Below are 18,269 nucleotides of genomic sequence, written 5' to 3'. Positions count from 1 at the left end.
GTCTCCTCAGCAGGACGGCCGGCCGCTATTCTGTTATCTTATTCCATTTGTGCCCCGATTATTATATGGGTGTCCGGGAAAACCGTCAACAGATTTTACATAAGTTTAACATTTCTCCAACATGCCATCCGGCGCAAAAGCACGGGCGGGAAGCCGCGCTTCCCGCCCAAAGCCGTCAGCCTTGCTCTTTCTGGCTGTTCAGATAGTCGTCGTAGGTGGTCTTGCGGTCGATGAGCTTGCCGTCGGTAGTAAAGTCGAACACCCGATTACACACGGTCTGGATGAGCTGATGGTCGTGGGAGGCCACCAGAACGTTGCACTTTACCGCCTCCAGACCCTTGTTCAGCGCGGCGATGGACTCCAGGTCCAGATGGTTGGTGGGCTGGTCCAGCATGAGGACATTGGCCCCGGACAGCATCATCCGGGACAGCATACACCGGACCTTCTCGCCGCCGGACAGGACCTTGACGGGCTTGTACACCTCGTCCCCGGAGAACAGCATCCGGCCCAGGAAGCCCCGCAGGTACTGCTCCTGGGGGTCGGGAGAGAACTGGCGCAGCCACTGGACCAGGTTGTCGTCGCAGTCCTTGAAATACTCGGTGTTGTCCTTGGGGAAGTAGGAGAAGGTGGCCGTCTGGCCCCACTTCACTGTGCCCTCGTCGGGCTCCATCTCCCCGGCCAGGATCTTGAACAGGGCGGTGTGGGCGTTCTCGTTGTCGCCCACAAAGGCGATCTTATCCCCGTGGCCCACGATGAAGGACACCTTGTCCAGCACCTTCACCCCGTCGATGGTCTTGCTGACGTCGGTGACAAAGAGGATGTCCTTGCCCACCTCCCGGTCGGGGGAGAAGCCCACCCAGGGATAGCGACGGGAGGAGGCGGGCATTTCCTCCACCGTCAGCTTGTCCAGCAGCTTCCGGCGGGCGGTGGCCTGCTTGGACTTGGACTTGTTGGCGGAGAACCGGGAGATGAAGTCCTGGAGTTCCTTGATCTTCTCCTCGTTGCGCTTGTTCTGGTTCTTGATGAGCTGCTGCACCAGCTGGGAGGACTCATACCAGAAGTCGTAGTTGCCCACATACATCTTGATCTTGCCGTAGTCGATGTCCACGATGTGGGTGCAGACGGTGTTCAGGAAGTGGCGGTCATGGGACACCACGATGACGGTGCCCTCAAAGTCCAGCAGGAAGTCCTCCAGCCAGTTGACGGCGTCGATGTCCAGGTTGTTGGTGGGCTCGTCCATCATCAGCAGGTCGGGGTTGCCGAACAGGGCCTGGGCCAGCAGCACCTTCACCTTCAGCCGGGCGTCCAGGGTGGACATGTCGTTGTAGTGCAGCTCGGTGCCGATGCCAAGGCCCTGGAGAATGCGGCTGGCGTCAGACTCAGCCTCCCAGCCCCCCAACTCGGCGTACTCCTCCTCCAGCTGGCAGGCCAGCATGCCGTCCTCGTCGGTCATCTCCTCCTTGGCGTAGAGGGCCTCCTTCTCCTTGCCGATGTCATACAGCCGCTGGTTGCCCATGATGACCGTATCCATGACATTGTAGGCGTCGTAGGCGTTCTGGTCCTGCTTCAGCACGGACATGCGGATGCCCGGCAGGATGGACACCTCGCCGGAGGTGGAATCCAGCTCCCCGGAGAGGATCTTCAGGAAGGTGGATTTGCCCGCGCCGTTGGCGCCGATGATGCCGTAGCAGTTGCCACGCAGGAACTGCAGGTCCACATGGGAGAACAGCGGCGTGCCGCTGTAATTCAGGCTCAGGTTGGTGACTGTGATCATAATTTTTCTCCTTCAAAACATGGTCAAAATCATTCGCGTATCATCTTATCATAGGCTACACAAAAAAGGAAGGGCTTTTCTTCCCAAAAAGCCCTTCCTTTTTTGAAAAATGTTGCTGTTTTCCGCCAAATTCTTCGTTTTGCGCCATCAAAGGGTCAGTTCTCCCCGGACGGCAGGATCCCCCGGTCCCGGGCCAGATTTTCCAGGCTCCGGTCCCAGGTGGCCTCCCCCTCCTTGGAGAAGAAACATCCGGGGATCCCCCCCTCATGGTCCCGGTGATGGGCCACGCAGGCGCAGCAGATCCCATGCCGGGGACAATCCACCGTACAGGGGCAGGGGCGGGTGTTGTTACATGCCATAAACAGGCCTCCTCACTTCGGCGCCCATGGCGCCGCACACTTCACGGGTTCATTATAGCAAATTCCATCCCGGCAGGGAAGCGGTTTCTTTCCCGCCGCCCCAATTTTTCACCCCCGCCGGCGCAAGTTTCCCGCGCAATTGATGAGTTACAAACCTCTTGATGCCCGGGCCGCATTTCTTGGCCGTCTCATCGCAGGCCTCGAAGCCCTCGTTATGGCTGGTGTATAAAAACCGAAGCATGGAACTTTTCCGATCCCGGTTCCACCAGAATTTCATTTCTATTTTTGTGCAACTTTCTTGCCGGGATTTCGGAAAAGGCCTGCTCCTCCCCCGGTTCCCCATTTCCTTTTCGGAAAAACAGGCTATACTAAAGGAAATACTTCCAAACAGGAGGGATGGCCATGGAGATTCAGAAGCTGGTGGCCGCCCAGCGCGCTTTCTTCCGCTCCGGAGCTACCCGGGAGCTGGGATTTCGAAAAACGGCGTTAGCCGATCTGAAACGGGCGGTCCAGGCCCAGGAGAGCACCCTGCTTGCCGCCCTCCGGGCCGACCTGGGCAAATCGGACACCGAAGGCTACCTGTGCGAGGTGGGGCTCACCCTGGAGGAGCTGTCCTTTGCGGAGCGCCACCTCCCCCGTTGGGCCCGGGAACGGCGGGTGGCCACGCCTCTGGCCCTGTTCCCCGCCCGGAGCACCGTCTTCCCGGAGCCTTACGGCGTGACCCTGATCATGTCCCCCTGGAACTATCCCCTGCTGCTCACCCTGGATCCCCTGATCGGAGCCATCGCCGCTGGCAATTGCTGCGTGGTCAAGCCCTCAGCCTACGCCCCGGCCACCTCGGAGGCCATCCGGGAGCTGGTATCCGGGTGCTTCCCCCCGGAATACGTGGCGGTGGTGGAGGGGGGCCGCCAGGAGAATCAGTCCCTTTTGGACCAGGAATTTGATTACATCTTCTTTACCGGCGGGGTGGAAGTGGGCCGTCAGGTCATGGAGAAGGCGGCAAAACACCTGACTCCCGTCACCCTGGAGCTGGGCGGCAAAAGCCCCTGCGTGGTGGACACCACCGCCCGGCTGGATCTGGCCGCCAAACGCATCGTCTTCGGCAAGCTCCTCAACTGCGGCCAGACCTGCGTGGCTCCCGACTACCTGCTGGTGGAACGGCGGGTAAAAGACGAGCTGCTGGACCGCCTCCGGGACTGGACGGAGCGGATGTACGGAGCCGACCCCCTGGACAATCAGGGCTATGTCCACATGGTCAACCGGAAACACTTTGACCGGGTATGCGCCCTGATCGACCCGGCCAAGGTGGTATACGGCGGGCAGGCCGACCCGGATACTTTGCGGATCCAGCCCACCATTCTGGACGGGGTGTCGCCGGAGGACCCGGTGATGGGGGAGGAGATCTTCGGGCCCCTGCTGCCGGTGCTGGAGTTCGATGATTTGGACCAGGCGGAAAATTTCATTCTGGACCGGCCCCGCCCCCTGGCCCTCTACCTGTTCTCCCAGGACAAGGCCGTCCAGCGGCGTTTCCTCCGCAATGTCCCCTTTGGCGGCGGCTGCGTCAACGACACCGTCCTCCACCTGGCCAATCCCCGGCTGCCCTTCGGCGGCGTTGGAAACAGCGGCCTGGGGCACTACCACGGTAAATACAGCTTCGACACCTTTTCCCACACCAAGGGGGTGCTCCAGACCTCCACCCGCCTGGACCTGCCCATCCGCTACCCCCCCTATACCGGCCCCCGGGAGAAGTGGATCCGCCGTTTTCTCAAGTAAACATGCAGCGCCGTCCGTCAAACTGACGGACGGCGCTGTTTTCACAGTCCCAGCCGATAAATACAGGCATATACAGAGCTTAGATGCCGCTTTACGCCACGGTCTCACAGCTTCCGGATCAGTTCCAGAGCCACCTGGACCGCCCGGAGCAGGTCGGTATATTCGCTGTGCTCCTGGGGGCAGTGGCTCAGCCCCTGGCGGCTCGGCACAAAGAGCATGGACGCCTCCACGCCCTGGCCGATGATTTGGGCGTCATGTCCCGCTCCGGAGGGCATGATCCGGTAAGTAAAGCCCCGGTCCCGGCAGATCCCCTCGCTGATCTCCGTCATTCTTCTGGACAGATGGACCGGAGGCGTGTTGGCCTTCTGCTCCATCTCAAAGGTCAGACCGTCCGCGGTCTCCTCCTCCAGAGCCTGACGGATCTCCGCCGCCATCTGGTCCACCAGCTCCTGCTCTGTCGCCCGCATCTCCGCGGAAAACACCGCTTTTCCGGGGACCACGTTGTAGGAGCCGGGGAAGGCCTCCACATAGCCCACCGTGGCCACGCAGCCCCGGCCCTTGGTCCGGGCGATCTCCCCGGCCCGGACGATCACTCTGGCGGCCCGGTCCATGGCGTCCAGCCGCATATCCATGGGCGTGGTGCCCGCATGGTTGCTCTGGCCGTGAATGGTGATCATATACCGCTGGATGCCCACAATACAGTCCACCAGTCCCAGCTGGATCCCCTTAGCGTCCAACACCGGTCCCTGCTCGATGTGAAGCTCCAGATAATTCCCGATGGTGCCCGGAGCCCAGGCCGCCTCTGCCACCCGTTCCGGGTCCAGTCCGTATTCCTTCATGCGCTGGGCCACGGTGGAGCCATCCCGTTTATCCCTGACGCTATGGCAGTATTCAGGGGTGATCCGTCCCATAATGGCTCTGGACCCGAAGCATCCGCTGCCAAAGCGGCAGCCCTCCTCGTCCATAAAGGCGGCGACCACAAAGTCCCGGTCCAAAGTCCCGCACTCCTTCAGCAGCCGGGCCAGCTCCATGGCGCACACCACGCCGGCGATCCCGTCATAGTTGCCGCCGCAGACCACGGAATCATAATGGGACCCGCACATGATACAGGGCAGGGCGGAGTCACGCCCCGGCAGCCGTCCAAATACGTTCCCGGCCCCGTCCTCCCAGGTTTCCAGTCCGTCGGCGGCCATCTCCGCCTTCAGGTAATCCGCCGCCTCGCGGGTCTCCCTGGTAAAGGGCAGCCTGGTGCAGCCCTCTCCCGGTGTGGCGGTAAAGCCGCTCAGTTCTGTCAGCCGCCGGGCAATATGTTCCGCAGTCTGGCTCCAGTCCATAAGAATCCCCCCTGTTTTCTCCCATTCTAAGCACCTGCTTTTTCCTTGTCAAGATTTCCTTTTTCAGGAAGCAGACGTGCTTTCTAGCCGCAGCAGAGGCGCCGCAGCACCGGTTCCCAAAAGAAACCCGCAGCGCCGTCCGTCGGGCTGACGGGCGGCGCTGTTTTCACAGGCCCAGGCCATAAATGCGGTTGGCGTTTTGGAAAAATACCTTCTCCCAGTGTTCCTCAGGGACCACGCCCTGGATGAACCGGATATACTCCCCCAGGTTGACAATGGGCCAGTCGGTGCCGTACATCACGTCGTCCCATTGGCAGATGGCGGTGAGCCAGGTCCGGAGCAGGGACACATAGCCCGCCTGCTCCCGGAAATAGCGCTCCAGGTCCACCCGCCCCTCCAGCAGGCCGGACAGGTCGGTGGCCACGTTGGGATTCTTCTCCACCACGGCGGCGGCGGACTCCAAAAACGGGTTCCCGAAGTGGCACATGACAAACCGGGTCTTTTTATGGTCGGCGGCCACCTCGTCCAGGGCCAGAGGATGGCAGTATTTCAGGTGGGCCCGTCTGTTGGCGGTGAGCCCCATGTGGACAGCCACCGGCTTGTCATACCGGGCCGCCAGGTCGTAGATGGGCGTGTACATGGGGTCGGACAGCCAGATCTTGTTGTAGCCCGGATATAGCTTCACGCCGCAGCAGGCATCCCGCTTCAGGTGCTCCTCCACCCGGTCGGCCAGGTCGGGGATGGCCTTCCTGCCCCCCTCCAGAAGAAAGCTGTCCAGTCCCACGCAGTAGTGGAACAGGTCGGCGGGGTAGTGGTGGTCGCCCACCTCCAGGCTGCGGTTCCCCATGACCACTCCGTGGACCATATCCAGTTCCCCGTAGACCTGCCGAAGATGGTCCAGGCTGTTATGGTGTCCCACCCCGGCGGCAGTCTGCTCCGCCCAATCCTCCTGGGGGAAAATATGGAGATGCGCGTCGATGATTTTCATAGGCAATACTCCTTCATTGTTTTACCGCTGCCGCCTTTTGCGCCACGGACGGAAATATATGGCCCATGCCGCCAATGTACTCAGGAAAGTGATGAGGAACGGCATCAGCCATGGCCGCCCCATGGCCCAGGCAAACACGGGGACCTGCCCCGCCCACTCCTTCATTACCCCGTAAAGAGGCACATGGATCACATAAATGTAAAACGTCAGATTTTTCCCGCACCAACAGGCGGTCCGCCGCAGCCATGGGCTTGGTATCTGGGGCGAACAGAGCGAGAGCCACACCAGCAGGAATGCCACTGACGTTGTGCCCACAAATACGTCTACCACGCCAACTCTGCTGTGCTCCCACACCGCCAGAAGAACAGATACCGCCACGCCGCACCAAAGCCAAGGTACATTCCCTTTGGTTTGCAGTCCCTCCCGGTGTTCCCGCATCCAGACGCCCAATGTAAAAAAGGGAAGGCCGTCCAGCCACGTGTTGCGGAGATACATATTGTTCAGAGGCGTCTGCCCCGTCATGGCCCGCCATTCTCCCAAGGAGAGGTGGAGCAGCAGCAGCCCCAGAGCTGCCGCTCCCAACACATTGTAGGGCAGCCGCTTGCCCAGTCGTTCCGAGATATACGTTATGCTCCACCAAATCACATAGACCATAAACTGAGCTGTCAAATACCACATCGGCCAGGCGTATGGAAAGGGCAGTACCTGATAGAGCACGATTTCTTTCAAAAACAAGGGATTCATCCGGCTGAGCAGGTAGGCGCTGACGGTCTGTCCTCCTTTTACCGCCAAAACACAGCCAAACAGTAGCAGCATAACCGATGTTTCCAGCAGAAGTTTCCCCATGCGCAGGCTTCTCCTGCCCAGGGTCCTGCTGTTTTTCTCCCAACTGAAATAACCGGATGACAGGAAAAACACGACTACCGAAAACTTTGCCAGGGCGGCAAGCAGCTGACCCACTGCCCCGGGAAGGGGTGCGTGGGCAAATATTGTGCTGTAAATAGCGATACATTTGAAAAGATCCAACTTATCATTTTGTTTCTGCTCCACGTCCGCCACAGCCTTCTCCCCCTCCATCGCCTTATGAAAGCATTATATCAAATTCTGTGGAAAAGCAAAGGCTTTTCTGTTTTGGCGCGGCGGCGCGTACAAAAAATCCCGTTCCTCTCGGAACGGGATTTTTCAAGCCGTGTATGATTACACCAACTGGATCATGGCCATCTCGGCGGCGTCGCCTCGTCGTCGCAAGCTCCATATCCCTCGCCCTTCCGCAAGCGGATGGGCTCGCTCACTCCGCTGCTCCTCCTCTCCCCAAGAAGGCGGCACTGTCGCCTTCTTGGGGCACCCTATTTCCCCCGGCGCGACGGCGCGTACAAAAAATCCCGTTCCTCTCGGAACGGGATTTTTCAAGCCGTGTATGATTACACCAACTGGATAATGGCCATCTCGGCGGCGTCGCCGCGCCGGGGGCCAATGCGGACGATACGGGTGTAACCGCCGTTGCGGTCGGCGTACTTGGGGCCGATCTCCTTGAACAGCTTGTTGGCCACGTCCTCCTTGGTGATGAAGGCCAGGGCCTGGCGGTAGGAGGTCAGGCTGTTGTCCTTAGCCAGGGTGATCATCTTCTCAGCCACGGGAGCGACTTCCTTGGCGCGGGTAACAGTGGTCTTGATCTGGCCGTTCTCCAGCAGATAGGTGACCATGGCGCGGAGCATAGCCTTGCGCTGATCGCTGGTGCGGCCCAGCTTACGATTCTTCAGAGACATAGTAAACTCTCCTCCGACCTCGCGTGGCGAGATCTTTCATAAATTCGTTCATTCGGCCTTTCGGCCTGGGACACCCACATAGGGACGGCAATCTGCCGTGCGTAAAACGGAACGTTACATACTTTTAACGCTGTCCCGGTTATCAAACACCAGGTGTTTAATTATTATCATCGCTGGCCAGGGACAGGCCCATCATAGCCAGCTTGTTGATGACCTCTTCCAGGGACTTGCGGCCCAGGTTCCGGACCTTCATCATCTCTTCCTCGGTCTTGGAGATCAGGTCCTCCACCGTGTTGATGTTGGCCCGCTTCAGACAGTTGTAGGAGCGGACGGACAGGTCCATGTCGTCGATGGTCATCTCCATCACCTTGTCCCGCTGAGCCTCGGCCTTTTCCACCACGGTGGACTTGTTGCCCATGGTCTCGGACAGGTCAGTAAACAGGGTGAAGTGGTCGCACAGGATGCGGGCTCCCAGGGAGACGGCATCCCGGGCGTCGATGGTGCCGTTGGTCCACACCTCCAGGGTCAGCTTGTCATAGTCCGTGGCGTCGCCCACACGGGTGTTCTCCACGGTGTAATTGACCTTGCGGACAGGGGTGTAGATGGAGTCCACAGGGATGATGCCGATGATGGACTGAGCGGGCTTGTTCTTGTCGGCGGAGACATAGCCCCGGCCGTGGGACAAGGTCAGCTCCATGCTCAGGGTGGCATCGGGACCCAGGGTGGCGATGTGGAGGTCGGGATTCAGGATCTCCACGTCGGCGTCCGCCTTGATGTCGCCAGCCGTGACCTTGCACTCGCCGGCAGCCTCAATGTGGACGGTCTTCACGCCTTCGCAGTACAGCTTGGCGATGATCCCCTTCACGTTCAGGACGATCTCGGTGACGTCCTCCTTGATGCCGGGGATGGTGGTAAACTCATGCTGGACACCGGCGATCTTGATGGAGGTCACCGCGGTACCAGGCAGAGAGGACAGCAGAATCCGGCGCAGGGAGTTGCCCAGAGTGGTGCCGTAGCCGCGCTCCAGAGGCTCGACCACATACTTGCCATAGGAAGCATCGCCGGGATTTTCCACACATTCGATGCGGGGCTTTTCGATTTCTACCATATGCTAGGATACCCTCCTTTTCTCGGCGGCGCTCTCTCGCCGCCTCATTCAGCTCACCAATATCTGAGGGTTGTCTAAGTGTGGTCCGCCAGGCCTCTCCGGCCGGGCCGGAGAGGCGGGCGGGAAACTTATTACTTAGAATACAGCTCGACGATGAGGTGCTCTTCCACGGGGAAGTCGATGTCGTCCCGGACGGGCATGGCAGCGACGGTGCCCTGGAGGGTATTCTTGTCACGGGTCAGCCACTTGGGCAGGGTGACCATGGGGGCGTCCTCACCCAGCAGACCCTTGAACTTGACGGAGGAACGGCTCTTCTCCCGGACCTCGATCACGTCGCCGGTCTTCACCAGGTAGGAGGGGATGTCCACGCGCTGGCCGTTGACGGTGAAGTGGCCGTGGGTGGTCAGCTGACGGGCCTCGCGGCGGGTCTTGGCAAAGCCCAGACGGTACACCACGTTGTCCAGGCGGCGCTCGCACAGGACCAGCAGGTTCTCGCCGGACTTACCGGGCATACGGGAAGCCTTCTCATAGTACATATGGAACTGCTTCTCCAGGATGCCGTAGACAAACTTGACCTTCTGCTTCTCGGTCAGCTGCATGGCGTACTCAGACTGCTTCTTGCGCATCTGACCCTTGGGGTTGCGGTTGGTATCCTTCTTGGCATAGCCCATGGCGGCGGGAGACAGGTTGAGCGCCTTGCACCGCTTGGCGATGGGCTGCATGTTTCTAGCCATGTGTCAAAACCTCCTTCAAATCAGACGCGGCGGCGCTTCGGGGGACGGCAGCCGTTGTGGGGAACGGGGGTGCAGTCCTTGATCAGGGTGACCTCCAGACCCACGGCCTGCAGCGCCCGGATAGCGGCCTCACGGCCAGCGCCGGGGCCCTTCACGAAGACCTCGACGGTCTTCAGGCCATACTCCATCGCAGCCTTGGCAGCGGTCTCAGCAGCAGTCTGAGCGGCGAAGGGGGTGGACTTACGGGAACCACGGAAGCCCAGGCCGCCGGAGGAAGCCCAAGACAGGGCATTGCCCTGGGCGTCAGTGACGGTGACCATGGTGTTGTTGAAGGAAGAGCGGATATGCACCTGGCCCTTCTCAACGATCTTGCGCTCGCGGCGCTTACGGACAACTTTCTTGCCCTTGGTATTAGCAGCAGCCATTGCTTATCCCTCCTTACTTCTTCTTGTTGGCGACAGTGCGCTTGGGACCCTTGCGGGTACGGGCGTTGGTCTTGGACCGCTGGCCGCGGACGGGCAGACCCTTGCGGTGACGGATGCCGCGGTAGCAGCCGATCTCAGTCAGACGCTTGATGTCCATGGCCACGTTGCGGCGCAGGTCGCCCTCAACGGTGTACTCATGGCCAATGATCTCACGCAGCTTGGCCTCGTCCTCCTCGGACAGGTCCTTCACGCGGGTGTCGGGGTTAATCCCGGCCTGGGCCAGGATCTTGTTGGCGCTGGTGCGCCCAATGCCGTAGATATAAGTGAGGCCGATCTCAATTCGCTTCTCTCTCGGCAGGTCAATACCGGCAATACGAGCCATTTATTACAGCACCTCCAATTAACCTTGTCTCTGCTTATGCTTGGGGTTTTCGCAAATTACCATGACTTTGCCCTTGCGCTTAATGACTTTGCACTTCTCGCACATGGGCTTCACGGACGGTCTTACTTTCATTGTGATAACCTCCTGATGAATGCCTTGATGGCCCCTCGTCGTCGCGGGCTTCATATCCCTCGCCTCCCCCTGCCGGGGAAGGCTCGCTCATTCCGCCGCTCCTCCTCTCCAAACCGGACCCGCCTTCGGCTGGGCTCCGGTTTGGGGCGGCCTGCGGCCGCCATCCCTCCGGGGGACAAAAGGTTTTCGCGGACCCAGGAGGCAAGGCTCCCGGGAAAGCCAGACGATTCGGTCGTTTATACTTACTTACTACGCCAGGTGATTCTTCCCCTGGTCAGGTCATAAGGTGACATCTGAACCGTCACCTTATCGCCGGGCAGGATGCGGATGAAGTTCATCCGCAGCTTGCCGGAAATATGTGCCAGGATAATGTGGCCGTTTCCGATATCCACATGAAATGTGGTGTTGGGGAGAGATTCGGTGACGATTCCCTCCAACTCGATCATATCGTCCTTAGCCAAGCGTGATTCCCTCCTTGAAGGCGGCCAGCGCCCGTCTCAGTTCCCGGTCAGACACCGGTTCTCCTTGTTTCAGCTTCTTGATGGCGGGATGGTCAAATTCGTGCAGGTGGTCGGTGAGAGGCGCCACATGCCCAAGTTTTTTCCCTTTGGGCTTCGACACCTTCCGCCGTTTTCCGTCGGCCAGCAGCAGAAAGTTCCGCTCCTGGTCCACGCCTACCACGCAGAACAGACCGTCCTTGTCCCGACCAGCCGTCGCACGGACGATCCAGCCTGTATAATCATACATAGGCTCCATCCTCGGTGACGGTCAGGATCTCAGGGTCGCCGTCGGTGATCAGGATACTGTTTTCATAGTGAGCCGTCAGAGAGCCGTCCAGAGAGACGGTGGTCCACTTGTCGGCCAGCACCTTGACCTGCCAGCCGCCCGCGTTGACCATGGGCTCCACGGCGATGGTCATACCCGGCAGCAGCCGGGGACCGTGGCCGGCTGGTCCAAAGTTGCGGACCTCCGGTGCCTCGTGGAGCTTGGCACCCACGCCGTGGCCCACAAAGTCCCGGACCACGGAGAACCCGTTGGATTCCACATACTCCTGGACCGCGTGACCGATGTCGGAGACCCGGCAGCCCTGGCGGGCATATTTCATGCCTTCCCAGAAGCTCTGCTGGGTGACCCGGATCAGCTTCATGGCCTCGTCGCTCACCTTGCCGCAGGGGTAGGTGGCGGCACAGTCGCCGTGGAAGCCGCCGATATAGGCGCCCACGTCGATGCTCACGATGTCCCCTTCCTTCAGCTTCCGGGGACCGGGGATGCCGTGGATGACTTCCTCGTTCACCGAGATGCAGGCGGAACCGGGGAAGCCGCCGTAGCCCAAAAAGGAGGGCTTTGCCCCGTGGCTCTCGATAAAGCGGCGCACAGCCTGGTCGATCTCATGGGTGGTGACCCCGGGGGCCACCATGGAACCGGCCAGAGCGCGGGCCTGGGCGGTGATCCGTCCGGCCTTGCGCATCGCCTCGATCTCCCGGGGGGATTTCAGCGAGATCATTTCCAATCCCATCAGATTCCCAGGGCCTCCATCATGACCTTGGTCGTCCCCTCGATGGTGGCCTGGTTGGCCACGGGGGAGAGGATGCCCTTGGCTTCATAGTAACCCTTCAGCGGCTCCGTCTTAGCGTGGTAGACCTCCAGGCGGTGAAGCACCGTCTCCGCCTTGTCGTCGTCCCGCTGGACCAGGGGACCGCCGCAGGAATCGCACACGCCCTCCTGCTTGGGGGGCTTGGCTTTGATGTGATAGGGGGCGCCGCAGGAGGAGCAGACCCGCCGCCCGGCCATGCGGTCCACGATCTCTCCGTCGGAGATCTCAATGGAGATCACATGGTCAAAGGTGACGCCGGCGGCGTCCAGAGCCTCGGCCTGGCCGATGGTGCGGGGCACCCCGTCCAGAATAAAGCCGTTGGCGCAGTCGGGCTGTTTCAGCCGCTGGGCCACGATGCCGATGATGACGGCGTCGGGGACCAGCTTGCCCGCGTCCATATAGGACTTGGCCTGCAGGCCGATGGGCGTGCCGTCCTTAATGGCGGCACGGAGAATATTTCCGGTGGAGATGGTCGGGATACCCAGCTTGGCGCTGAGAATCTCAGCCTGAGTTCCTTTGCCGGCGCCGGGGGCGCCCAGCAGAATCAGCTTCATTCCCATGATCTCCGACTCCTTTTTACTCCAGGAAGCCCTTATAGTGCCGCATGAGCATCTGGGCCTCCATCTGCTTCACGGTCTCCAGGGCAACGCCCACCACGATGATGATGGAAGTGCCGCCGATGGCCAGAGAGCTGTAACCCACAATGTTGCCGGTCACGATGGGCAGGATAGCCACAACGGACAGGTACAGGGCGCCGAACATGGTGATCTTATTGAGCACCTTGGTGATGAAGTCGGCGGTGGGCTTGCCGGGACGGAAGCCGGGGATAAAGCCGCCGTTCTTCTTCAGGTTGTTGGACACCTCGATGGGGTTGAAGGTCATGCTGGCGTAGAAGTAGCTGAAGCCAACAATGAGGAAGAAGTACAGAATGGAGTAGAAAGGCTTGCTGGTGTCGAACAGCCGCATCATGGCGCTGTTGTCCGTGGTCCACCCCGCGAAGGCGCCGATGGTGGCGGGCAGGGAGGCGATGGACTGGGCGAAGATGATGGGCATGACGCCGGACATGTTCACCTTCATGGGGATGTGGGTGGACTGGCCGCCGTACATCTTCCGGCCCACCACCCGCTTGGCGTACTGGACAGGCAGGCGGCGCTCGGCGTCGGAGATGAAGACGATGAAGACCACCAGGGCGATCATGCCGATGAGAATGACAGGGATCATCCAGGGGGCCAGGGCCATACGGTCAATGTAGGCCTGGGCGTCCTCCGTGGTCTTGTATACCGTGGGATACTGCTCCATGATCATCTCAGCGGTCAAAGCGCCGTTCTTCACCTGGCTCCAGATGTTGACGCCCTTGATGCAGTCGGTGACCATTCTGGGGAAGCGGGAGACGATACCGGCGAACAGGATGATAGAGATGCCGTTGCCGATGCCGAACTCAGTAATCTGCTCGCCCAGCCACATCAGGAAGGCGGAGCCGGCGGTGAAAGACAGGACGATGACGATGCCGACCCACAGGGCGGGCAGGGTACCGGTCTGGATCAGGCCGTAGCTCTTGATCAGGGTGTAGTAGCCGAAGCCCTGCAGCAGGGCGATGGCCACGGTGGTGTACCGGGTGATGGAGGCGATCTTCTTCCGGCCTTCCTCACCGCCCTCCTTGGCCAGCCGCTCCAGAGCGGGGATGGCCACGGTCAGCAGCTGGATAATAATGGAGCTGTTGATATAGGGCTGGATGCTGAGGGCGAAGACCGTTGCCATGGAGAAGGCGGAGCCGCTCATAGCGTTCATCAGGCCCAGGATAGTGCCGCTCTGGCTCTGCAGCTGCATGGACAGGAGCTGGGAATTGATATAGGGGACGGGGATGGCGGAACCGAGACGGAAGATCAGCAGCGCAAAGATGGTGAACAGGATCTTCTTGCGCAGCTCGGGCACCGCCCAAGCGTTACGGATCGTCTGGATCATCTCAGATCACCTCCGCCTTACCACCCGCAGCTTCGATCTTTTCCTTAGCAGAGGCGGAGAAGGCGGAAGCCTGGACGGTCAGCTTCTTGGTCAGGCTGCCGTTGCCCAGGATCTTGACGCCGTACTCGCACTTGGAGAGGATACCCTTCTCCAGCAGAGCCTTGGCATCGACCACGGCACCATCCTCAAACTTCTCGAGGGTGGAAACGTTGACGGCCTCCAGGGGCTTGGCGAAAATGTTGTGGAAACCACGCTTGGGGATGCGGCGGGTCAGAGGCATCTGGCCGCCTTCGAAACCGACGCGGACACCGCCGCCGGAACGGGCCCACTGGCCCTTCTGGCCGCGGCCGCCGGTCTTGCCGTTGCCGGAACCATTGCCGCGGCCCTTGCGGTAAGCCTTGGTGTTGGAGCCGGCGGCGGGGGAAAGTTCATGCAGATTCATGTCTCGCGCCTCCTTTTAGTTTTCCTCGGTGACCTGGAGCAGGTATCCGATGTGGGCGATCTTGCCGCGGGTAGCCTCGTTGTCGGGCTGCACGGTGGTGTCGCCGATCTTGCGGAGGCCCAGGGCCTCGGCGGTCGCCTTGTGCTTGGCGATGCGGCCGTTCAGGCTCTTGACCAGCTTGATGTTCAGATTAGCCATTGTAAAAGCCCTCCTTAACCCACGATCTCTTCCACGCTCTTGCCGCGGATCTTGGCTACTTCCTCGGGGCTGCGCAGGGACTTCAGGCCCTCAAAGGCAGCGGAGACCACGTTCTGCGGATTGTTGGAGCGCAGGCACTTGGCGCGGATGTCCTTGATGCCGACCGCCTCCATGACGGCACGGACAGGACCGCCGGCGATGATGCCGGTACCGGGGGCAGCGGGCTTCATCAGCACGCGGCCGGCGCCGAACTCGCCGATCACCTCGTGGGGGATGGTAGCGCCGGACATGGGCACGGTGATCATATTCTTCTTGGCATCCTCGATGCCCTTGCGGATGGCCTCGGGGACCTCAGCGGCCTTGCCCAGGCCGAAGCCCACGCGGCCCTTCTCGTCGCCCACCACCATGAGGGCGGAGAACTTCGCCACGCGGCCGCCCTTGACGGTCTTGGATACACGGTTCAGATAAACCAGCTTCTCGACGAACTCGCTGGGCTCTCTCTCAAATCTAGCCATTTGTCGTTTTCCTCCTCCCTTAGAACTGCAGGCCGCCCTCGCGGGCGCCCTCGGCCAGAGCCTTGACGCGGCCGTGATAGACATAGCCGCCGCGGTCGAAGACCACGGTGTCGATGCCCTTGGCCTTGGCACGCTCGGCGACATTGATGCCCACCTGCTTGGCGGCGTCGCTCTTGGTGCCCTCACAGGCAAAGTCCTTCTCCAGGGAAGAAGCGGAAACCAGGGTCACGCCGTTCACATCGTCGATAATCTGGGCGTAGATGTTGGTCTCGCTGCGGAACACGTTCAGGCGGGGACGCTCGGGCGTGCCGGAAATCTTAGCACGCACGCGCTTGTGGCGCTTGATGCGCTGAGAACGGGTATCGGGTCTGTTGATCATTTTGGCACACCTCCTTCTTACTTCTTGGCGCCGGTCTTACCAGCCTTGCGGCGGATAACTTCATCGACGTACTTGATGCCCTTGCCCTTATAAGGCTCGGGGGGACGCTTCTCCCGCACTTCGGCGGCAAACTGGCCCACTTGCTGCTTGTCGCAACCGTGGATGATGATCTTGTTGGGGCCGGGGACCTCGATGGTGATGCCCTCTTCCTCCTCAACAATGACCTGGTGGGAGTAACCCAGGTTCATGACCAGCTTGTTGCCCTCCTTGGCCACACGGTAGCCAACGCCGTTGACGTCCAGCTCCTTCTTGTAGCCCTCGGTGACGCCCACCACCATGTTGTGGATGAGGGTGCGGGTCAGGCCGTGCAGGGCACGGTTCTCCTTGGCGTCGTTGGGACGGGTGACGTGCAGCTCACCGTTCTCCATGGCGATGGCCATGTTGGGGTTGAACTGCTGGGTCAGGGTGCCCTTGGGACCCTTCACGGTGACAACGTTGTTGTCCTCTACCTTGATCTCCACTCCGGCGGGAATGGCGATAGGAGCTCTACCAATTCTAGACATTCCTATAACCCTCCTTACCAGATGAATGCCAGGACTTCGCCGCCGACATGGGCCTCACGGGCCTTCTTGTCGGTCATGACGCCCTTGGAAGTGGAAACGATGGCGATACCCAGGCCGCGGAGGACCTTGGGCAGCTCGTCGGCGCCGGCGTAGACGCGCAGACCGGGCTTGGACACGCGGCGCAGACCGGAGATGACCTTCTCCTTGCCGGCGCCATACTTCAGGGTGATGCGGATAACGCCCTGAGTCCCGTCGTCGATCAGCTGGAAGTTCTTGATGTAGCCTTCATCCAGCAGGATCTGAGCGATGGACTTCTTCATGTTGGACGCGGGGACGTCCACGGTGTCATGCTTGGCGTTGTTCGCGTTGCGGATGCGGGTCAGCATATCCGCAATGGGATCGGTGATTTGCATGGACTGTTACCTCCTATTCAGATTACCGGTTTTGTCCGGTACAGACGGTAAGGTATCGGAGAGTAGGTGCTTCCCCGACCTATTGACCGCCTTTGTGCCTGGTTGGGGCAGGCACGGTATTTATCAAAACCGCCTGGGTCAGGGCGGGTTTGACCAACTTAAGATGTCCCTTCGGACCGCCGGACGGGACGCGGGTGACGCGCCGGTCTCCGGACTGTTTGGTTCGCAGGACAAAACCCGCGGCCCGGAACGGTTTTCGCTCAGGACCCACGGGGTTCGGCACTCCCGACAGCGTTGGGAGTTTATTGCGGTTGCACCTGGACGCGCAATCGACTCATTATAACCTGATTTTTCGGGAATTACAAGGGTTTTTCTCTGCGCACACACGAACGTGTGGAAAGATTATTCCGGGAAGGGGCTTTTCAGCCCCTTCCCGGGAATCTTAATCCGTATTCCGTCGGCCCCGTTCAGAGGCTGGGACGGCTTGGTGAAGGTCCTTTCGTCAGACGAGGCGCGGAGGCGAGGCCGTACTCTGTGTACAGCAAACCGACGCAGCGAGGCATGACGCAAGAGGATTTACCAAGACGCTTTCTTCACGCCGGGGATCTGGCCCTTATAGGCCAGTTCGCGGAAGCAGATACGGCAGATGCCGTAGTTGCGCAGGTAGGCGTGGGGACGGCCGCAGATCTTGCAGCGGTTGTAGCGGCGGCTGGAGAACTTAGGCTCAGCCTGCTGCTTCAGGATCATAGATTTCTTAGCCATAATTTCTCCTCCTCCTTAGCGGCCGGCGAAGGGAGCGCCGATCTGCTTGAGCAGCTCACGGGCCTCTTCATCGGTCTGGGCAGTGGTGCACATGACGATGTCCATGCCGCGGATCTTGTCGATCTTGTCGTACTCGATCTCGGGGAAGATCAGCTGCTCCTTGATGCCCAGGGCGTAGTTGCCGCGGCCGTCGAAGGCGTCGGCGGAGATGCCGCGGAAGTCACGGACACGGGGCAGAGCCACGTTGAACAGGCGGTCCAGGAACTCCCACATCTTGTCGCCGCGCAGGGTGACCTTGGCACCGATGGGCATGCCCTCACGGAGCTTGAAGTTAGCCACGGACTTCTTGGCCTTGGTGATGACGGCCTTCTGGCCGGTGATGGTGGTCAGGTCGTTGACCACGGCGTCCAGGACCTTGGCGTTCTCGCGGGCGTCGCTGCAGCCCACGTTGACCACGATCTTCTCCAGGCGGGGGATCTGCATGGTGGACTTGTAGCCGAACTTCTGCATCAGAGCAGGAGCGACCTCGGCCTGGTACTTGGCCTTCAGGTTAGGCACTTTCTTATCAGCCATTTGTTACTCCTCCTCTCTCAGATTTCAGCGCCGCACTTCTTGCAGACGCAGACCTTCTTGCCGTCAGCCAGCAGCTTGTGGGCGGGGCGGGTG

25 protein-coding genes are annotated in these 18,269 nt (G+C 60.4%); 1 reads left to right on the top strand and 24 read right to left on the bottom strand.

Features of this window, described 5'->3' with window-relative positions:
* Positions 1-175: 175 nt before the first annotated feature.
* Together I6E42_RS11560 and I6E42_RS11555 are read right to left on the bottom strand one after the other, a co-directional pair.
* Complete coding sequence (locus tag I6E42_RS11560) at positions 176-1,774, bottom strand: ABC-F family ATP-binding cassette domain-containing protein (protein ID WP_235372099.1); 1,599 nt, start codon at positions 1,772-1,774, stop codon at positions 176-178.
* 155 nt (positions 1,775-1,929) lie between these two features.
* Entirely contained in the window at positions 1,930-2,133 is a 204-nt protein-coding gene (locus tag I6E42_RS11555; RefSeq protein WP_235372097.1) for a hypothetical protein, read from the bottom strand.
* Positions 2,134-2,535: 402 nt separating this feature from the next.
* Here I6E42_RS11555 and I6E42_RS11550 point away from each other — a divergent pair, with 402 nt between their 5' ends.
* The gene (locus I6E42_RS11550; protein WP_235372094.1) at positions 2,536-3,906 is read left to right on the top strand and encodes an aldehyde dehydrogenase; all 1,371 of its coding nucleotides are present in this window, start codon (positions 2,536-2,538) and stop codon (positions 3,904-3,906) included.
* A gap of 104 nt (positions 3,907-4,010) precedes the next feature.
* Here the strand turns inward: I6E42_RS11550 and I6E42_RS11545 are convergent, their stop codons facing one another.
* The 22 genes from I6E42_RS11545 to rplE all read right to left on the bottom strand — a co-directional run bounded on the left by I6E42_RS11545 (position 4,011) and on the right by rplE (position 18,176).
* Complete coding sequence (locus I6E42_RS11545; RefSeq protein WP_235372093.1) at positions 4,011-5,240, bottom strand: Zn-dependent hydrolase; 1,230 nt, start codon at positions 5,238-5,240, stop codon at positions 4,011-4,013.
* 166 nt (positions 5,241-5,406) lie between these two features.
* Positions 5,407-6,228 carry an amidohydrolase family protein gene (locus I6E42_RS11540; protein WP_235372090.1) on the bottom strand — a complete coding sequence of 274 codons (822 nt, stop codon included), beginning with the start codon at positions 6,226-6,228 and terminating at the stop codon, positions 5,407-5,409.
* Positions 6,229-6,249: 21 nt separating this feature from the next.
* Positions 6,250-7,305 carry an acyltransferase family protein gene (locus I6E42_RS11535; protein WP_235372089.1) on the bottom strand — a complete coding sequence of 352 codons (1,056 nt, stop codon included), beginning with the start codon at positions 7,303-7,305 and terminating at the stop codon, positions 6,250-6,252.
* 344 nt (positions 7,306-7,649) lie between these two features.
* The gene (gene rplQ, locus I6E42_RS11530; protein WP_268841989.1) at positions 7,650-7,994 is read right to left on the bottom strand and encodes a 50S ribosomal protein L17; all 345 of its coding nucleotides are present in this window, start codon (positions 7,992-7,994) and stop codon (positions 7,650-7,652) included.
* Between the two features lie 157 nt (positions 7,995-8,151).
* A complete protein-coding gene (locus tag I6E42_RS11525; RefSeq protein ID WP_235372087.1) occupies positions 8,152-9,102 on the bottom strand; it encodes a DNA-directed RNA polymerase subunit alpha in 951 nt (316 codons plus the stop codon).
* A gap of 131 nt (positions 9,103-9,233) precedes the next feature.
* Positions 9,234-9,836, bottom strand: coding sequence for a 30S ribosomal protein S4 (gene rpsD / locus I6E42_RS11520; RefSeq protein WP_235372085.1), 603 nt, complete (start codon positions 9,834-9,836; stop codon positions 9,234-9,236).
* Positions 9,837-9,856: 20 nt separating this feature from the next.
* Positions 9,857-10,261 carry a 30S ribosomal protein S11 gene (gene rpsK, locus I6E42_RS11515; protein WP_235372080.1) on the bottom strand — a complete coding sequence of 135 codons (405 nt, stop codon included), beginning with the start codon at positions 10,259-10,261 and terminating at the stop codon, positions 9,857-9,859.
* A gap of 13 nt (positions 10,262-10,274) precedes the next feature.
* Positions 10,275-10,643 (bottom strand): 30S ribosomal protein S13, encoded by a 369-nt coding sequence (gene rpsM, locus I6E42_RS11510; RefSeq protein ID WP_235372078.1) that lies wholly within the window; start codon positions 10,641-10,643, stop codon positions 10,275-10,277.
* A gap of 18 nt (positions 10,644-10,661) precedes the next feature.
* The gene (gene rpmJ / locus I6E42_RS11505) at positions 10,662-10,775 is read right to left on the bottom strand and encodes a 50S ribosomal protein L36 (RefSeq protein ID WP_008982609.1); all 114 of its coding nucleotides are present in this window, start codon (positions 10,773-10,775) and stop codon (positions 10,662-10,664) included.
* 242 nt (positions 10,776-11,017) lie between these two features.
* Positions 11,018-11,236 (bottom strand): translation initiation factor IF-1, encoded by a 219-nt coding sequence (gene infA, locus I6E42_RS11500; protein ID WP_050623219.1) that lies wholly within the window; start codon positions 11,234-11,236, stop codon positions 11,018-11,020.
* The gene (locus I6E42_RS11495) at positions 11,229-11,522 is read right to left on the bottom strand and encodes a KOW domain-containing RNA-binding protein (RefSeq protein ID WP_235372075.1); all 294 of its coding nucleotides are present in this window, start codon (positions 11,520-11,522) and stop codon (positions 11,229-11,231) included. Before I6E42_RS11495 ends, infA begins: the two co-directional genes overlap by 8 nt.
* Positions 11,515-12,279, bottom strand: coding sequence for a type I methionyl aminopeptidase (gene map / locus I6E42_RS11490; RefSeq protein ID WP_235372176.1), 765 nt, complete (start codon positions 12,277-12,279; stop codon positions 11,515-11,517). Before map ends, I6E42_RS11495 begins: the two co-directional genes overlap by 8 nt.
* 11 nt (positions 12,280-12,290) lie before the next feature.
* Entirely contained in the window at positions 12,291-12,923 is a 633-nt protein-coding gene (locus I6E42_RS11485) for an adenylate kinase (protein WP_235372175.1), read from the bottom strand.
* A 22-nt stretch (positions 12,924-12,945) separates the two neighbouring features.
* Positions 12,946-14,331 carry a preprotein translocase subunit SecY gene (secY, locus tag I6E42_RS11480; RefSeq protein ID WP_235372074.1) on the bottom strand — a complete coding sequence of 462 codons (1,386 nt, stop codon included), beginning with the start codon at positions 14,329-14,331 and terminating at the stop codon, positions 12,946-12,948.
* Between the two features lies 1 nt (position 14,332).
* Positions 14,333-14,773 (bottom strand): 50S ribosomal protein L15, encoded by a 441-nt coding sequence (gene rplO / locus I6E42_RS11475; protein WP_235372073.1) that lies wholly within the window; start codon positions 14,771-14,773, stop codon positions 14,333-14,335.
* A gap of 15 nt (positions 14,774-14,788) precedes the next feature.
* Positions 14,789-14,971, bottom strand: coding sequence for a 50S ribosomal protein L30 (gene rpmD, locus I6E42_RS11470; protein WP_118641835.1), 183 nt, complete (start codon positions 14,969-14,971; stop codon positions 14,789-14,791).
* A gap of 14 nt (positions 14,972-14,985) precedes the next feature.
* Entirely contained in the window at positions 14,986-15,486 is a 501-nt protein-coding gene (gene rpsE, locus I6E42_RS11465; RefSeq protein WP_235372072.1) for a 30S ribosomal protein S5, read from the bottom strand.
* 19 nt (positions 15,487-15,505) lie between these two features.
* Positions 15,506-15,865: a 50S ribosomal protein L18 gene (rplR, locus tag I6E42_RS11460; RefSeq protein ID WP_235372071.1), complete on the bottom strand. Its 360-nt coding sequence runs from the start codon at positions 15,863-15,865 to the stop codon at positions 15,506-15,508.
* A 17-nt stretch (positions 15,866-15,882) separates the two neighbouring features.
* Positions 15,883-16,428: a 50S ribosomal protein L6 gene (rplF, locus tag I6E42_RS11455; RefSeq protein ID WP_235372070.1), complete on the bottom strand. Its 546-nt coding sequence runs from the start codon at positions 16,426-16,428 to the stop codon at positions 15,883-15,885.
* A gap of 14 nt (positions 16,429-16,442) precedes the next feature.
* Positions 16,443-16,841, bottom strand: a complete 399-nt coding sequence (gene rpsH, locus I6E42_RS11450; RefSeq protein WP_235372069.1) for a 30S ribosomal protein S8 — start codon at positions 16,839-16,841, stop codon at positions 16,443-16,445.
* 576 nt (positions 16,842-17,417) lie between these two features.
* A complete protein-coding gene (locus I6E42_RS11445) occupies positions 17,418-17,603 on the bottom strand; it encodes a type Z 30S ribosomal protein S14 (RefSeq protein WP_087395876.1) in 186 nt (61 codons plus the stop codon).
* Positions 17,604-17,618: 15 nt separating this feature from the next.
* Positions 17,619-18,176 carry a 50S ribosomal protein L5 gene (gene rplE / locus I6E42_RS11440; RefSeq protein ID WP_268841988.1) on the bottom strand — a complete coding sequence of 186 codons (558 nt, stop codon included), beginning with the start codon at positions 18,174-18,176 and terminating at the stop codon, positions 17,619-17,621.
* Positions 18,177-18,269 lie beyond the last annotated feature (93 nt).

Origin of the sequence: Pseudoflavonifractor phocaeensis (genome assembly GCF_021531815.1) — a bacterium.
Classification (GTDB): Bacteria; Bacillota; Clostridia; order Oscillospirales; family Oscillospiraceae; genus Lawsonibacter; species Lawsonibacter phocaeensis_A.
This window is presented reverse-complemented; position numbering and strand designations above follow the sequence as displayed.

Coding starts and splice junctions, on each gene's coding strand:
- I6E42_RS11560 (WP_235372099.1), bottom strand. CDS start 1,774: ATGATCACAGTCACCAACCTGAGCCTGAATTACAGCGGCACGCCGCTG.
- I6E42_RS11555 (WP_235372097.1), bottom strand. CDS start 2,133: ATGGCATGTAACAACACCCGCCCCTGCCCCTGTACGGTGGATTGTCCC.
- I6E42_RS11550 (WP_235372094.1), top strand. CDS start 2,536: ATGGAGATTCAGAAGCTGGTGGCCGCCCAGCGCGCTTTCTTCCGCTCC.
- I6E42_RS11545 (WP_235372093.1), bottom strand. CDS start 5,240: ATGGACTGGAGCCAGACTGCGGAACATATTGCCCGGCGGCTGACAGAA.
- I6E42_RS11540 (WP_235372090.1), bottom strand. CDS start 6,228: ATGAAAATCATCGACGCGCATCTCCATATTTTCCCCCAGGAGGATTGG.
- I6E42_RS11535 (WP_235372089.1), bottom strand. CDS start 7,305: ATGGAGGGGGAGAAGGCTGTGGCGGACGTGGAGCAGAAACAAAATGAT.
- rplQ (WP_268841989.1), bottom strand. CDS start 7,994: ATGTCTCTGAAGAATCGTAAGCTGGGCCGCACCAGCGATCAGCGCAAG.
- I6E42_RS11525 (WP_235372087.1), bottom strand. CDS start 9,102: ATGGTAGAAATCGAAAAGCCCCGCATCGAATGTGTGGAAAATCCCGGC.
- rpsD (WP_235372085.1), bottom strand. CDS start 9,836: ATGGCTAGAAACATGCAGCCCATCGCCAAGCGGTGCAAGGCGCTCAAC.
- rpsK (WP_235372080.1), bottom strand. CDS start 10,261: ATGGCTGCTGCTAATACCAAGGGCAAGAAAGTTGTCCGTAAGCGCCGC.
- rpsM (WP_235372078.1), bottom strand. CDS start 10,643: ATGGCTCGTATTGCCGGTATTGACCTGCCGAGAGAGAAGCGAATTGAG.
- rpmJ (WP_008982609.1), bottom strand. CDS start 10,775: ATGAAAGTAAGACCGTCCGTGAAGCCCATGTGCGAGAAGTGCAAAGTC.
- I6E42_RS11495 (WP_235372075.1), bottom strand. CDS start 11,522: ATGTATGATTATACAGGCTGGATCGTCCGTGCGACGGCTGGTCGGGAC.
- map (WP_235372176.1), bottom strand. CDS start 12,279: ATGATCTCGCTGAAATCCCCCCGGGAGATCGAGGCGATGCGCAAGGCC.
- I6E42_RS11485 (WP_235372175.1), bottom strand. CDS start 12,923: ATGAAGCTGATTCTGCTGGGCGCCCCCGGCGCCGGCAAAGGAACTCAG.
- secY (WP_235372074.1), bottom strand. CDS start 14,331: ATGATCCAGACGATCCGTAACGCTTGGGCGGTGCCCGAGCTGCGCAAG.
- rplO (WP_235372073.1), bottom strand. CDS start 14,773: ATGAATCTGCATGAACTTTCCCCCGCCGCCGGCTCCAACACCAAGGCT.
- rpmD (WP_118641835.1), bottom strand. CDS start 14,971: ATGGCTAATCTGAACATCAAGCTGGTCAAGAGCCTGAACGGCCGCATC.
- rpsE (WP_235372072.1), bottom strand. CDS start 15,486: ATGGCTAGATTTGAGAGAGAGCCCAGCGAGTTCGTCGAGAAGCTGGTT.
- rplR (WP_235372071.1), bottom strand. CDS start 15,865: ATGATCAACAGACCCGATACCCGTTCTCAGCGCATCAAGCGCCACAAG.
- rplF (WP_235372070.1), bottom strand. CDS start 16,428: ATGTCTAGAATTGGTAGAGCTCCTATCGCCATTCCCGCCGGAGTGGAG.
- rpsH (WP_235372069.1), bottom strand. CDS start 16,841: ATGCAAATCACCGATCCCATTGCGGATATGCTGACCCGCATCCGCAAC.
- I6E42_RS11445 (WP_087395876.1), bottom strand. CDS start 17,603: ATGGCTAAGAAATCTATGATCCTGAAGCAGCAGGCTGAGCCTAAGTTC.
- rplE (WP_268841988.1), bottom strand. CDS start 18,176: ATGGCTGATAAGAAAGTGCCTAACCTGAAGGCCAAGTACCAGGCCGAG.